Source organism: Daejeonella sp. JGW-45 (assembly GCF_029360805.1).
In the GTDB taxonomy this organism is placed as follows: Bacteria; Bacteroidota; Bacteroidia; order Sphingobacteriales; family Sphingobacteriaceae; genus Daejeonella.
Genome location: NZ_JARKNC010000010.1, coordinates 313,243 through 328,057 on the forward strand (window position 1 = coordinate 313,243; position 14,815 = coordinate 328,057).

The window sequence follows — 14,815 nt, forward strand, 5'->3', positions numbered from 1 at the left end:
CCAGAAAGATGATGGAGGAACCAATTTCTTTGAGAGAGGTATTGCTTAAGTTAAAACTCATTGCATTCAAGGTAGGGAAAAAATGGGTTCTGATTTTAATTTTTAGCTTATTTGGGGCTGGCATAGGCTATTTTTATTCAAGAACGCAAAAGCCAGTCTATCGCGCTGTGACTAGCTTTGTTTTGGAGGAGAACACAGAGGGCGCCGGAGGTATGGCTCAATACGCTGGCATGGCCTCAATGATGGGATTGAATCTAGGAGGTGGAGTAGGTGGTATTTTTCAAGGCGATAATCTTCTCGAGCTGTATAAATCTAATGCCATATTACGGAAAGCTTTACTTTCTAAAGTAGAATTTCGGGATAGTGAGCAGCTTCTTATTGATTCATATTTGAAAGTCACTAACTTAAGAGATAGTTGGAAGGGCTCACATCTAGAAAATATTAAGTTTTATTTGAGTGAGGATTCTCTTCGGGATCGTACTAGAGACAGTTTATTAATAAGTGCAGTAGAAGACATTCGAGAAAATTTTATCATTGTTGATAAAATGGATAAAAAGCTCAGCATAATTCAAGTTACAACTTTAAGTTCAGATGAAGAGTTCGCAAAATTGCTGAATGAACAGATTGTTGAAACCGTTAATAAATTTTATATAAGTACCAAGTCAAAAAAAGCGCTGGACAACATAATTATATTACAACGCCAAACAGACTCCGTGAGGAACGTTCTTAACGGTGCCATTTACGCAACTGCTGTATCTGCTGACGCGACGCCCAATTTGAATCCAACCAGACAAGTCCTTAGAACGTCTGGTCAGCGATCTCAATTTACTGCTGAAGCTAATAAGGCAATTCTTACTCAGCTAGTTCAGAATCTGGAGTTGGCGAAAATTTCCCTAAGACGAGAAACTCCATTAATCCAAATTATTGATGCACCAATATACCCATTGACCAAACAGCAGTTAGGGCCTAGGAAAGCAGCAGCTGTCGGATTCATATTATGTGCATTTTTAATAACCAGTTTCTTTATTATAAAATATATTCTAAAAGATATCTTAAAAAGTGAATAGAACAAAAATTTGTGTATTAGGTCTTGGCTACGTGGGCCTTCCACTTGCGGTGGAATTTGGGAAAAAATATCATTGTGTTGGCTTTGATATAAATGGTAAGCGTATTGATGAGCTCAGATCAGGGGTTGATTTTACATTAGAGGTAAATAATTCGGATCTTAACTCCGTTCTCAAACAAGACTTGAACAAAGAACGTAATGGGTTATTTGTTTCGAAGGACATCGCAGACATTCAGGACTGCAATGTGTATATTATCACTGTCCCTACTCCCACAGATAAAAATAATAGGCCCGTGTTAACCCCGCTCTACAAAGCCAGCGAATCGGTGGCTAAAGTTATAAAGAAGGGTGACGTTGTCATTTATGAATCGACTGTTTATCCAGGGGTGACAGAAGACGAGTGTATTCCTGTTATTGAAAGGATTTCCGGATTAAAATTTAATGTTGATTTTTATGCAGGTTATTCTCCCGAAAGGATTAACCCAGGAGATAAAGAGCATACAGTAAGTAAAATATTGAAAGTTACCTCTGGCTCGACGGAAGAGACTGCTGAATTTGTTGATCAACTGTATAAAAGTATCATAACAGCCGGAACACATAAAGCTCCTAGCATTCGTGTAGCAGAAGCAGCTAAAGTTATCGAGAACTCCCAAAGAGATATTAATATAGCTTTTGTGAATGAACTTGCAAAGATTTTTAATCTTTTAGGTATAAATACAAACGACGTTCTGGAAGCAGCAGGTACGAAATGGAACTTCCTGAAGTTTAAACCCGGGCTGGTTGGCGGTCATTGTATCGGAGTAGATCCATATTACCTTGCACAGAAAGCTCAGGAAGTAGGTTACCATCCTGAGATTATTCTTGCCGGACGAAGGTTAAATGATGGGATGGGCGAGTACATTGCACATGAGTTCATTAAATTGATGGTAAAAAAAGATGTGCCGGTAAAGTCTGCGAATATCCTGGTTATGGGAATCACATTTAAAGAAAATTGCCCGGATGTCAGAAATACAAAAGTGGTAGATATCGTACGGGTACTTAAGGAGTACAGCTTGAATTTGACAATACTGGATCCCTGGGCTAATTGCGATGAAGTACGACATGAATATGGACTTGTTTCTATTAAAGAGCTTCCTTCCGACAAGAAATTCGATGGTGCTATATTGGCTGTATCCCATGATGAATTTCTTGAGCTTGATCTTCCCAGTCTCCTAAAACCCAATTCCGTAGTCTTTGATGTAAAAGGAATTTTGCCTAATGATAAAGTAGATGGGAGATTATAATTTCAATAAAGATATGGTTCAACAGAAAGACTTATCTGAGCACTCTTTCCTTGTAACCGGTGGTGCAGGTTTTATAGGTTCTAATATAGTTGAGTACTTGCTTAATCAGAATGCTAAGCTCGTGCGGGTATTAGACAACTTTGCTACGGGAAGAAGATCCAATATAGAAAATTTCCTAGGGAGAGATAATTTCGAGTTAATTGAAGGAGATATCCGTGATCTTGAAACATGTAAACAAGCTGTTGTCAATATTGATTATGTTTCACATCAGGCAGCTCTGGGATCTGTCCCCCGATCGATTAATGATCCCATAGCTACAAATCAGGTGAATGTAGATGGCTTTATGAATATGCTGATAGCATCAAGGGATGAAAGAGTAAAAAAGGTGGTGTATGCGGCCTCTTCGTCAACTTACGGCGACAGTAAATCCATGCCGAAAGTCGAAGCAGTTATTGGCCGACCTCTGTCTCCTTATGCTGTTACGAAGTTTGTTAATGAACTATACGCCGAAGTTTTTGCAGACTTATATAAGATTGATATCATCGGACTTAGATATTTTAATGTCTTCGGACCAAAGCAAGATCCTCACGGTGCATATGCGGCGGTGATACCACTGTTCATGAAATCTGCAATTGATAATGTCCCGCCATTTATCAATGGAGATGGTGAACAAACACGGGACTTTACTTATGTAACAAACGCTGTTGAGGCAAATATCAAATCATTGTTTTCAGATGTATCCGGCCACGAGGTTATTAATATTGCCTTTGGTCAAAAAACATCATTAAATGAACTGTGGAATTATATTAAAGAACTAGCAAATTCTTCAGTGGAACCCAATCATCGTGAGAATCGTGCCGGAGATGTACGAGACAGCTTGGCTGATATTTCTAAAGCCCAGAAATTGATCGGGTATGATCCCACTTATTCGGTTAAGGATGGTTTGGATCTTGCATTTAAGTGGTATAAGGAAAATGAATAGATCTTTACAAATGGTAGATTTAAGATCGCAGTATCTTAAAATAAAGCCGGAGGTAGATGAAGCCATTCAAAGGGTAATTGATGAATCCTCATTTATAAATGGACCAGCTGTCGAGGTATTCGCCACAAATCTAGCGGAGTATTTAGGGGCGAAATATGTAATCCCATGTGCTAACGGCACAGACGCTTTGCAAATCGCATTGATGGCATTGGGACTTCAGCCTGGAGATGAAGTTATTGTTCCATGCTTTACATATGTGGCCACTGCAGAAGTCATAGCTCTTTTACAACTTAAACCCGTTCTTACTGACGTAGATCCTAAGACATTTAATATTACGGCAGAGCTAATTGAAAAAGTTATAACTTCTAAAACGCGTGCTATCGTACCCGTGCATCTGTTTGGACAAAGCGCAGATATAGAGCCTATCATGGCCCTTGCTAAAAAGTATAATCTTTACGTTGTAGAAGATACTGCTCAAGCTATTGGTGCAGACTACTCATTTTCAACTGGAGAGGTCAGGAAGTGTGGTACCATAGGGCACATTGGAACTACCTCCTTTTTTCCTTCTAAAAATTTAGGTTGCTATGGGGACGGTGGAGCATTAGTCACAGATGATGCTGATTTCGCAGGAAAAATCAAAATGATTGCTAACCACGGTCAGTCCCGAAAATATTATCACGAAGTTATTGGGGTCAATTCCAGATTAGATACTATCCAGGCGGCAATTTTAAATGTGAAGCTTCGTGAACTGGATAAGTATGCCGCAAGCCGTAGTGACGTTGCAGCCTTTTATGATACACAGTTGGGTGGTATAGATTGGCTGGAGATTCCAGAACGGGAGAAAAAATCCACACATGTTTTTCACCAATATACTCTTAAGTTAAAGCAACAGACTGATCGCAATCAACTTAAAAATTATCTTGAATCAAAGGGCATTCCTAGTATGGTCTACTACCCGGTGCCACTTCATTTGCAGGAAGCATTTAAAACACCAGCAAAAGGTGTCGGAGATTATCCGATCACTGAATCATTATGCACTAGAGTTCTCTCTCTACCAATTCATACCGAAATGGGTGAGGAAGAAAAGGAATACATTACATCCTCAATAAAATCCTTTAAATAATATGGATGAATTTTTTGTTCATGAGACCGCTATCGTAGATGATGGTTGTGAAATAGGGCGAGGCACTAAGATCTGGCATTTCTCACATATTATGAGTGGTTGTAAGGTCGGCAGCAACTGTAATTTAGGGCAAAATGTGGTAGTCTCTCCCGAAGTTATTTTGGGGAATAATGTAAAAGTCCAGAACAATGTTTCCATCTATACCGGGGTTATTTGTGAAGATGATGTATTTTTGGGCCCATCTATGGTGTTTACGAATGTTATAAACCCCAGGAGCTTTATAAACAGACGTGACCAATACGCTAAAACAAATGTGGGAAGAGGGGCGTCGATTGGGGCAAATGCTACAATTGTTTGCGGTCACGATATTGGGCGATATGCATTTATTGGTGCGGGGGCGGTAGTAACGAAGAATGTCCCTCCCTACGCTTTAATGGTCGGCAATCCTGCGAGACAAATGGGATGGGTGAGTAAGTATGGTCATCGATTAGTTTTCGATAGACAGGGATTCTCGACTTGTTTTGAAAGTAAGCAACGATATCAATTGGTTAACGGTACAGTTACAGAAATTTCTGAGGTATGAATACGGGACAGGGGTGCGAAATAAAAGCAATTGAATTTGTTTTTCCACAGAAAGTGGTTACCAACTCAGACCTTTCAAAGGAATTTCCTGACTATAACTTTAGTCTTTTTGAAGCCAAGGTTGGTATAAAGAACAGATATGTTGTGAGTGGTGGAGAAACAGCGTTGGATTTAGCGAAACAAGCTTGTGATCAGTTATTCAAAAATATAGACCAGAGTAATATTGATTACATTATTTACTGCACTCAGAGCCCTGAATATATTTTACCGACGTCTGCTTGTATACTACAGGATTTATTATCTCTGAAAACCAATATTGGTGCATTAGATATTAATCTTGGATGTTCTGGATATACTTATGGCTTAACGGTTGCGAAAGGGCTTATTTTAAGCGGTCAGGCAACAAATGTTCTATTAGTTACTGCAGAGACTTATTCAAAATATTTGCATCCAGGCGACCGGTCGAATAGAGCCATTTTCGGTGATGCTGCGTCAGCAACTTTAGTGGGAGAATGTAGTAATGAGGGGATAGGAAAATTCGTTTTTGGAACTGATGGGTCAGGATATAACAAATTGATCATTAAAAATGGAGGGGGCAGGAATTCTTACCAAACGAACGCGGACCTTTTAAGTTATGGAACTGACAATTTGTATACTGACAATCACCTATACATGGACGGTCCTGAAATTTTTAACTTTACTTCGGAGAAAGTACCTCGGATTGTAAATGATCTGGCGGAAATTAACAATCTTAAAATGCCGCAGATTAATCAGACCATCTGTCATCAAGCAAACGCTGTAATGTTGGAACTTATTAGAAAAAAATGCAAGATTTCTAAAGATTCATTTTATATAGACCTAGCGGATGGTGGAAATACAGTGTCTAACACGATACCAATTGCTTTAAAAAGATATTCTCAGGGTCTCGACCAAAGCGAGACAGTCGCTTTGGTCGGATTTGGTGTCGGATTGTCTTGGTGTGGAGGCATTATTAATCTTAAACATAAATTATAATAAATGGATCGATCAGCATTTCTTACAAAGTTTACAGAAACATTGGAACTCGAGGACGGGCTTATGGAGGATACCAATTTAAAGAATTTAGATGACTGGGATTCAATGACAGAGATGATCACAATAGCATTTGTGAATGAACACTTTAAAACGAATCTTAAAGTAACTGATCTCTCTGTCGTAACTACGGTTGGGTCGCTAATGGAGTTAATAGGAATTGAAAATTTCGACAATTAGTTATAACTGAAATGTCGTTTATAGCTGCGGGATCTAGATATCTAGTAACAGGTGCGACCTCGGGCATAGGTAAAGCAGTTGTAGAAGCACTGCTCGAAAATGGTGCGACCGTCCTGGGAATTGGAAGGGAAGCTGATAAAGTAGCCGCCATTACCGAATCTTATCATCAAACTTTTGAATTTCATAGTTTAGATTTGTGCCAACTACACCTTATCGAAGACGCAATTTCAAAATATATCGGAACTGGCAAATTTGACGGGTTTATTCATTGTGCTGGTAGAGATGAAACAACTCCATTACCCATGTGCAACGAGGAAAACATATCAAACCTTTTTAAAATCAATGTTTTTAGTGGAATAGAACTATTAAGGGTTTTCTCAAAGAAGCGATTTAGCAATGATGGTTCTAGTATAGTATTCATTTCATCGGTTATGGCTGAGTTAGGACATCAGGGAAAAATAGGTTATTGCGCAACTAAGGCAGCCATTACGGGTGTTGTTAGAGCTGCGGCACTGGAATTGAGCAAGCGGAGGATTCGAGTAAACGCCATTTCACCAGCAATAGTTGTAAGTCCCATGTCGGATATGCTCTTAGCTGGGACCTCACATGATGAATATAAGGAGATAAACAAAATGCATCCAACCGGATTTGGTACCACCATGGACGTTGTGCCAATGATTTTGTTTTTGCTGTCGGCAAACTCGAAATGGATTACAGGTCAAAATATTAAAATAGATGGAGGTTACTCTATTAAGTAAATATGGGGGAAATTAAGTTTGCCGTGATCGGCTATGGACATATCGGTAGAAGACATGCTGAGATGATTGAACGCACTCCTGAAGCCGAGCTTGTTGCGATCGTTGATGTTAAGCCGCTCAAGGAGCTCGGAGCTATACCTGACGGAATCCCGGTGCTTTCGTCTCTTAACGAATTGCTGAGCTCCGGTTTAGAAGTAGATGTTGTTAATATTTGTACTCCAAACGGATTCCATGCTGAACAGTCGCTAAAAGTTCTTGAAGCGCGAAAGCATTTAGTTGTCGAAAAGCCGATGGCATTGACGAAATCAGATGCGGAAAAGGTAATCTTTAAGGCACTGCATGTCCATAAGCACCTGTTTGCAGTGATGCAGAATCGTTATTCTCCTCCCTCTGTTTGGATAAAAGAACTTATCTCATCCGGCAAATTAGGGAAAATATTTATGGTACAGTTGAACTGCTACTGGAACAGAGATGATAGATATTATAAAGCAGGGGGGTGGCATGGAACCGCGGATTTAGACGGGGGTACATTATACACTCAATTCAGTCACTTTATTGACATCCTATACTGGCTTTTTGGGGATATACAGAACATCCAGGGTAAATTCAATGATTTTAGCCATCAGCATCTAACCGCCTTCGAAGACTCTGGGTTTGTTAGTTTTGATTTTGTCAATGGCGGAATGGGTTGTTTGAACTACTCAACTTCCATATGGGACCAAAATCTCGAAAGTAGTATGACTATAATTGGAGAGAATGGAGCCGTAAAGATAGGTGGTCAATATATGGATAAAGTCGAATACTGTCATATCAAAGATTATGAGATGCCCGACTTAGCACCTACAAATCCAGGAAATGATTATGGAGCATATAAAGGTTCTGCCCAAAATCATAATTATGTTATTAACAATGTTGTGGACGTGTTGAAAGGCAGGGCTGCCATTACAACTAATGCTTTGGAAGGGTTAAAAGTTGTAGACATTATTGAACGTATTTATAGTTGTAAAATATGAAGTTTATTCCGCTGAGCTCTCCTGACATACGCCAGGCCGATATTGATGCAGTAACGGAAGTGTTGATGAGTGGAATGTTGGTCCAGGGCATAAACGTAAATAAGTTTGAGGATTCATTCTGCAGGGTAACTGGGTCGAAAAGCGCTATTGCGGTTTCAAATGGAACCGCGACTATGCATTTAGCTTTGATAGCACTAGGAATTGGTAAGGGGGATGAAGTTATCGTACCCGCTTTCTCATATATTGCAACTGCTAACGTTGTTGAATTGGTTGGAGCTACACCAGTATTTGTAGATATCGATTTGGCAACTTTCAATATCGATGTGAGTAAGATTGAGCATAATATAAGCAAAAAAACAAAAGCAATTATCCCTGTTCACGAATTTGGCCTAGCGTGTGATATCGAGAAAGTAATGCATATTGCCAACAAATATAATTTGCATGTGATAGAAGATGCTGCATGTGCTCTCGGGGCAACTCAGAATAATAAAAGTGTTGGAACATTCGGAACATTTGGATCTTTTTCCTTTCATCCCAGAAAGGCGATCTCTTCTGGAGAGGGTGGAATAGTTTCTGTGCAGGATTCTATATTGGATAGAAAGATAAGAATTCTTCGAAATCACGGTATAGAGTATGTTGACGGTTCTATGGAATTCGTCGAAGCCGGCTTTAATTATAGGATGACTGATTTTCAAGCGGCATTAGTGGCTAGTCAAATGACGCGGTTCAACGAGATTTTAACTACTAAGCGTTCTTTGGTTGACGGATATTATTCATTAATCAATTGTAATAGAGTCTCTTTACCGACGGTGCCCTATGATCGTCCACATACTTGGCAAACATTTCACGTATTGATTAATGAATCGATAAATAGAGATAAACTGATTCAAGCAATGAAGGATAATGGCATAGGTACAAATTATGGTGCGCAGTGTATTCCGGCCCAAAAGTATTACTATAAAAAGTATCGTTTAAATTCTGGTGAAGACTATCCAAATGCTTGGAAGGCATACAAAACCGGCCTCGCTCTTCCAATATATGAAAAGTTAAACTCTGGCCAAATTGAATACATTTCTGAGATTATTAATAAACTTACTAAATAAACTAACATGTTGACAAATAAAACAATCTTCATAACAGGCGGTGCCGGCTTTATTGCTAACACACTCATTAAGCACTACGTAGAAAATAATACAATTGTTGTATACGACAATTTCCATCGAGACACATTGACTGGTAGTGGCCTAAGCAATCATCCTAATGTCAAGATCATAAAAGGAGATGTGCTTGATTATGAATTGCTTGAATCGAGCATGAAAGGTGTGGATATTGTTGTTCATGCGGCCGGTATTGCTGGAATTGATACTGTTGTTAAAAACCCGGTGACTACAATGCGGGTGAATATGATAGGAACAGCAAACGCTCTAGAAGCCGCAAGAGTGAATGGCATTTCAGATAGGTTTGTTGATTTTTCCACTTCAGAGGTTTTTGGATCAATGGCATTTAGATCGACCGAGGCTGATGCTACAGTATCAGGCTCAGCAGGCGAGGCGCGATGGACTTACGCTGTATCTAAGCTAGCTGGGGAACATCTAGCGCATGCGTATTATAGCCAGTTCAAGCTACCAGTTGTTACTGTCAGGCCATTTAATGTATATGGACCAGGTCAGACAGGAGAAGGTGCGATCCAGATTTTTATTAAAAGAGCGCTAAGTAATGAAGATATTAAGATAGATGGAGATGGTAATCAGATCAGAGCGTGGTGTTATGTGGATGATTTTGTAGATTGTTTAATACGTTGCATCGAAGATCCGAAAGCAATTGGGGAAAGTTTCAATCTTGGTAATGCACGCGCAGTAATAACAATACTTGGTTTAGCCCAAACCGTTTGTCGCGTACTGAATTCAAAGTCAAGAATTTTATTTGAGGCCCCCTTGTCTGCGGATATTGCCATAAGGATTCCTAGTGTGGAAAAAACATTCGAAATCCTGGGCTTCAAAGCAAAAGTTGATCTGGAGGAGGGTATTTTAAACACTGCTGAATGGATCAAGAAACTGGATAAATGATAACCCATTCGAGGCCAACTATTACAGATGAAGACCGGTTGGCTGTCGACAGACAACTTTCATCTGGTAATATTGCGAAGGGAACCTTAGTTAATGACTTTCAGAATGTTTTTGAGCAATATACGTCTGTACAAAAATGTCGATTTGTCGATAGTGGTTCAAAAGCCATTTTTATGGCGCTGCAAATCCTGAAGATCGGTAACGGAGATGAAGTCATTTTACCAACTTATTTGTGTCATAATGTTCTTGATGCCGTAATTGAATCAGGAGCGGTTCCTGTATTATGTGACATATCAGATGGATGGAACGCAGATGTGAATGATGTTGAAAAGGTATTCACAGGTAGAACCAAGTGTATTATTTTAGTACACACAATGGGGATAGCAGTCGATGTAAATAACTTTAAAAAGTTTAATGTACCTATTATTGAAGACTGTTGCCAAGCTTTAGGCTCAAAAAACAGCAAAGGAGAAATGGTAGGTGGAATAGGCGATTTTTCGGTTTTTTCTTTCCATGCAATTAAATGTCTAACAACAGGTGAGGGGGGAATGTTATGCACGAACAATGAAAAATTCCTTGATTTTGTGAATAACAAAAACCAAATAAAAGCCATAGGAAGTTCGATGACAGATATTCAAGCCGCACTTGGAATTTCTCAATTGAATCAATACCAAAGGTTTTTGGAGAGGAGAGCAAAGATTGCAAACGACTATATAGATAGGATCGAATTGCAGAGCTTAATCGCTGATTTTAAAAGAGTCTCACCGACAACCAATTTTTACAGATTTTTAATTGTCTCTGATGGTGCATTTGACGATATAAGAAGTTATTTCTCTAATAAAGGAATTGCCGTTCGAAAGGGGGTAGATGAATTACTTCATTTATCTTACCCGCAATTCTCCAGGTCAGAATATAGCAACGCGGAGTACATCCTTAAAAGAACCATTTCTATACCAATTTATCCATCATTGACTTCTATTCAGCAAAATAAAATTGTTGACGCAATAAACACTTATGAAAAGTTCAGATAAAGAAAGAATTATTCGCCGTTATGATGAAAGGCTTGAAAAATTTGGTGCGACTATAGAAGCTTTGGCTTCGGGAAATATTGAAAGGCATAATTTAAGATTTAAGATCTCTACTGAAGTCGGAATACAGAATGGGGACACCATTCTTGATTTGGGATGCGGGTTTGCTGACTATTATCAATATTTGGCTGAACAGGGCTTCAATATTACATATTCTGGCTATGATATAAATCCATCTTTGATTGAAAAAGCCATAGAAAAATTTCCTCAATTGGATCTTCAAACCAAAGATATACTTCAGGACGATTTCCCAACTTTCGATTATATTGTTTCGTCATCATGCTTCAATCTACCATTGACGGAACAGGATAATTATGAATTTATTGCAGAGATTCTTCAGAAATGTTACGAACACGCAGAAAAAGGCGTTGCAATTGATTTTAATAGCTCATATGTAGATTTCAAAAGTGCGGATGGATTTCATTACGAACCGGAACGGGTATTTAGTATTGCAAAAAAAATCACCAAGAGAGTCTCATTAAGGCATGATTACCCACTATTTGAGTTTGCGATTTATATGTATAAGGATTTTAAAGGTTGGCGTTAATGAAGAAGTTTTGTGTCACTTTCGATGTTGATTTAACAGACTACCTTTCTGGAAATAATAGTGATGAGATGGATGAATGCTTTGATACTATCAAAGAGAAACTATCAGAATATCCCGAGGTAAAAACCACATGGTTTATTAGAATTGATAAGCAAATCGAAAGTATTTATGGCACCGGAGATTATATATTTACAAGACACAGAGAAAAACTCCGGTGGCTAACGGACAACGGTCATGAACTTGGCTGGCATTATCATGGATATAAGCTTGAAGGAGGAAGCTGGGTCCAAAATGTGGATGAGGATGAAATCGCCATAGAACTAGAAAAATATGCCGGGGTTGCAATAGGTTATAATCTTAGGATATCGAGGATGGGGTGGGGATTCCATACGGGCAAAACGTTAAAAAGAATATATTCTTTGGGATTCGAAACAGATAGCAGTGCCATTCCTCGACCAGTGTATAGCTGGGAAAAAAATATAAGAGATTGGTCTATAACACCTAATAGCCCCTACTATCCTGGGGAGAATGATTATCGAACAGAAATGGGAAAAAAAATTGGAATTCTTGAGGTACCGATTAATACGGCCTACCTGAAACTTGATACAGATACGGAAAACGTGAAGAGATACATCAATGTTGGTTATAAACACAAACATTTTAAGAAAGCCATTGAAACACTGAGTCATTTGCCGTTAATAGTTTCCGTAACCCATCCATATGAACTAGTAGTTAACGAAATATCTCATCCACTGCTGTCTTTTGATATCTCCGAGTTCGGTTTAAATCTACAGTTTCTTTTGGAGAGCCAATTTGCATTTATAACAATGTCAAATATTAATAATGAAAACTTTAACTAATATGGAAATCTTAGATACCACTTTAAGAGATGGAAGCTATGTGATAGATTTTAAGTTCAATAGCATACAAACCTATGAAATCGCAAAGCGACTAGATAATGCCGGATTTCCATATATAGAGATAGGACACGGCTTGGGACTAGGTGCCACTAAGCGCCCTGGAATGATAGGGGGTAGTAGTGATGAGGGATGGTTAGAATCCGCATCTTCTGCAGTTCAAAAAGGAAAGTGGGGAATGTTCTTTATACCGGGTATAGGAGATTTTAATGATATCGATATTGCCTGTAAGTATAAAATGAACTTTATCAGAATTGGCGCAAATGTCGATTCCTTTGAAAAAGCGGAACCTTATATTAGATATGCCAAAGAAAAAGGCTTGTTTGTATGCGCCAATTTTATGAAAACGTATGCATTAGGATATGAGGAAGTCGGCAGGGTTGCAGCAAGGGCTAGTTCATATGGCGCAGATTTAAATTGTATTGTTGATTCTGCGGGGGCAATGCTGCCATCTGATGTGGAGGGATATATTACTGCCATCCGAAATGAAACAGATAAGAAAATTGGTTTTCATGGCCACAATAATTTAGGGATGGCTAATATTAACAGTATCCGGGCTTATGAAATGGGTTTGGATATCCTGGATACGAGTCTCAGGGGGATGGCCAGAAGTGCAGGAAATACGGTTACAGAAATATTTTTGTTGACTATGAAGCGAATGGGAGTCGACTTTGGTTATGATATTTTTAGTATAATGGATATAGCAGAGCAATTTATTGATCCATTAATGGCTGGTTACAGACAAGTGGACTCCGAAAGTATTCTATCTGGCTTCGCGAAATTCCATTCGTCATTTGCGCCTATTATTCACCGAATTAGTGAATTGTATGAAGTAGATCCACGGGCGGTGATAGTGGAACTTTGTAAAGTTGATTGTATTAATGCCGAAGAAAAATTGGTTGAACAAATTGCAAAGGGATTAATTAAGTAGTTGAAAAAGAAGGTAATTATTCTTGGTGCGTCCCGCTTTCAGACGAAAGGGATAATAGAGGCAAAAAGGGCAGGTTTCTATATTGTGGCCTTAGATAGAAATCCGAAATCGCCAGGCTTTGATTGGGCTGATGAAGGAATTGTATGTGATATTGCTGATAAAGAGAAGGTCTTGCAAATTGCTGTGGAAAAGAACATAGATGGAATCGTTGCAATAAATGATACTGGGGTTCCTGTTGCTGCTTATGTTTCCTCAGTTCTTGGATTACCAGGAATCTCAGAGGAAGTTGCCGAGCTGGCGTCAAATAAGGAACTGATGCGCAAAGTATGGATTGAGAAGGGTGTGCCATGCCCCAAGGTCTTTGTTGCTACGACTATGAACGAATTTAAAACCGGATTTGAGTATATTGGTTTTCCTTGTATTCTTAAACCCGCACATGGACTGGGTGGAGCAAGCAGAGGAGTAATCGTAGTTAACAATATTGAGGAGGCTCCTTTGGCTATTGAATTTTCACAAAGTTTTTACCCAGATAAGTCAACTCTAATTGAAACATTTATTGATGCAGAATATGAGCATAGTGCTGAGGTGCTTATTTATCAAGGTGAAGCTCACGTGATTGCAATATCAGATAAAATTAAGACACCTCTTCCTTACAGGGTAGATAAGAATGTTCTATATCCGTCAATTGTTAAAGGGCGTAAATTAGCAGAACTTAAAAAGGTAATAATTGAATCTGTATTGAGTTTAAATATTACCAACGGTGCTGCTCATGTCGAGATTGCTAGTACGAAGAAAGGATTTGTATTATTTGAACTTGGAGCGAGATGTGGGGGAGGAGGTACGGCAGAACCGATAGTACATTATTCGACAGGAATTAACTTGTTTGTCGAGATTTTACGAATTGCGGTAGGCAATCCTCCCAGTCAGGTTGCGCCATTTAAAAGTAAAGGAGCGAATTATCATTTTTTAACCCCTGAGCCGGGAACTATAGAAGATGTGATTGGTCTTGATACTATTTTGCAATTGGATGGCATTTTGGATGCCGAGTTTTTCAAAGGCCCTGGTGACGTAATCACGCGGGTTAAAGACGGCACCGAAAGATCGGGATTCATTATTGCTGTCGGCGAAACACGCGAAGAGGCATTTATAAAGGGAGAAAAAGCGGAGAACCTACTACAGGTTACATTTAGGAAATAATCTGCATTGGA

The 14,815-nt window shown here is 39.0% G+C and carries 16 protein-coding genes; all 16 read left to right on the forward strand.

All coding sequences use genetic code 11. The features are described from left to right. Positions 1 to 8 precede the first annotated feature (8 nt). Genes P2W76_RS14955 through P2W76_RS15030 form a run of 16 tightly spaced genes read left to right on the forward strand, consistent with a single transcriptional unit; the run spans position 9 to position 14,804 of the window. Positions 9 to 1,067 carry a lipopolysaccharide biosynthesis protein gene (locus P2W76_RS14955; protein WP_276348702.1) on the forward strand — a complete coding sequence of 353 codons (1,059 nt, stop codon included), beginning with the start codon at positions 9 to 11 and terminating at the stop codon, positions 1,065 to 1,067. Further along, positions 1,060 to 2,349 carry a nucleotide sugar dehydrogenase gene (locus P2W76_RS14960; RefSeq protein WP_276348703.1) on the forward strand — a complete coding sequence of 430 codons (1,290 nt, stop codon included), beginning with the start codon at positions 1,060 to 1,062 and terminating at the stop codon, positions 2,347 to 2,349. The genes P2W76_RS14955 and P2W76_RS14960 overlap by 8 nt, the downstream gene beginning before the upstream one ends. Continuing rightward, on the forward strand, positions 2,336 to 3,331 hold the full coding sequence (locus P2W76_RS14965; protein WP_276348704.1) for an SDR family oxidoreductase: 996 nt from the start codon (positions 2,336 to 2,338) through the stop codon (positions 3,329 to 3,331). Before P2W76_RS14960 ends, P2W76_RS14965 begins: the two co-directional genes overlap by 14 nt. Continuing rightward, complete coding sequence (locus P2W76_RS14970; protein WP_276348705.1) at positions 3,324 to 4,454, forward strand: DegT/DnrJ/EryC1/StrS family aminotransferase; 1,131 nt, start codon at positions 3,324 to 3,326, stop codon at positions 4,452 to 4,454. Before P2W76_RS14965 ends, P2W76_RS14970 begins: the two co-directional genes overlap by 8 nt. 1 nt (position 4,455) lies before the next feature. After that, positions 4,456 to 5,037 carry an acyltransferase gene (locus P2W76_RS14975; protein WP_276348706.1) on the forward strand — a complete coding sequence of 194 codons (582 nt, stop codon included), beginning with the start codon at positions 4,456 to 4,458 and terminating at the stop codon, positions 5,035 to 5,037. After that, a complete protein-coding gene (locus P2W76_RS14980; RefSeq protein ID WP_276348707.1) occupies positions 5,034 to 6,050 on the forward strand; it encodes a ketoacyl-ACP synthase III in 1,017 nt (338 codons plus the stop codon). Before P2W76_RS14975 ends, P2W76_RS14980 begins: the two co-directional genes overlap by 4 nt. Before the next feature lie 3 nt (positions 6,051 to 6,053). Then, complete coding sequence (locus P2W76_RS14985; RefSeq protein WP_276348708.1) at positions 6,054 to 6,287, forward strand: hypothetical protein; 234 nt, start codon at positions 6,054 to 6,056, stop codon at positions 6,285 to 6,287. Positions 6,288 to 6,298: 11 nt separating this feature from the next. After that, positions 6,299 to 7,045: an SDR family oxidoreductase gene (locus P2W76_RS14990; protein ID WP_276348709.1), complete on the forward strand. Its 747-nt coding sequence runs from the start codon at positions 6,299 to 6,301 to the stop codon at positions 7,043 to 7,045. Positions 7,046 to 7,047: 2 nt separating this feature from the next. After that, positions 7,048 to 8,058 (forward strand): Gfo/Idh/MocA family oxidoreductase, encoded by a 1,011-nt coding sequence (locus P2W76_RS14995; RefSeq protein ID WP_276348710.1) that lies wholly within the window; start codon positions 7,048 to 7,050, stop codon positions 8,056 to 8,058. Further along, complete coding sequence (locus P2W76_RS15000; protein ID WP_276348711.1) at positions 8,055 to 9,161, forward strand: DegT/DnrJ/EryC1/StrS family aminotransferase; 1,107 nt, start codon at positions 8,055 to 8,057, stop codon at positions 9,159 to 9,161. Before P2W76_RS14995 ends, P2W76_RS15000 begins: the two co-directional genes overlap by 4 nt. A 6-nt stretch (positions 9,162 to 9,167) precedes the next feature. Beyond that, the gene (locus P2W76_RS15005) at positions 9,168 to 10,124 is read left to right on the forward strand and encodes an NAD-dependent epimerase/dehydratase family protein (RefSeq protein ID WP_276348712.1); all 957 of its coding nucleotides are present in this window, start codon (positions 9,168 to 9,170) and stop codon (positions 10,122 to 10,124) included. Next, entirely contained in the window at positions 10,121 to 11,155 is a 1,035-nt protein-coding gene (locus P2W76_RS15010; RefSeq protein WP_276348713.1) for a DegT/DnrJ/EryC1/StrS aminotransferase family protein, read from the forward strand. Before P2W76_RS15005 ends, P2W76_RS15010 begins: the two co-directional genes overlap by 4 nt. Next, positions 11,139 to 11,759, forward strand: a complete 621-nt coding sequence (locus P2W76_RS15015) for a class I SAM-dependent methyltransferase (RefSeq protein ID WP_276348714.1) — start codon at positions 11,139 to 11,141, stop codon at positions 11,757 to 11,759. Before P2W76_RS15010 ends, P2W76_RS15015 begins: the two co-directional genes overlap by 17 nt. Continuing rightward, a complete protein-coding gene (locus tag P2W76_RS15020; protein WP_276348715.1) occupies positions 11,759 to 12,619 on the forward strand; it encodes a hypothetical protein in 861 nt (286 codons plus the stop codon). Before P2W76_RS15015 ends, P2W76_RS15020 begins: the two co-directional genes overlap by 1 nt. After that, positions 12,603 to 13,607, forward strand: a complete 1,005-nt coding sequence (locus tag P2W76_RS15025) for a hypothetical protein (protein WP_276348716.1) — start codon at positions 12,603 to 12,605, stop codon at positions 13,605 to 13,607. Before P2W76_RS15020 ends, P2W76_RS15025 begins: the two co-directional genes overlap by 17 nt. Then, positions 13,608 to 14,804, forward strand: a complete 1,197-nt coding sequence (locus P2W76_RS15030; protein ID WP_276348717.1) for an ATP-grasp domain-containing protein — start codon at positions 13,608 to 13,610, stop codon at positions 14,802 to 14,804. Positions 14,805 to 14,815 lie beyond the last annotated feature (11 nt).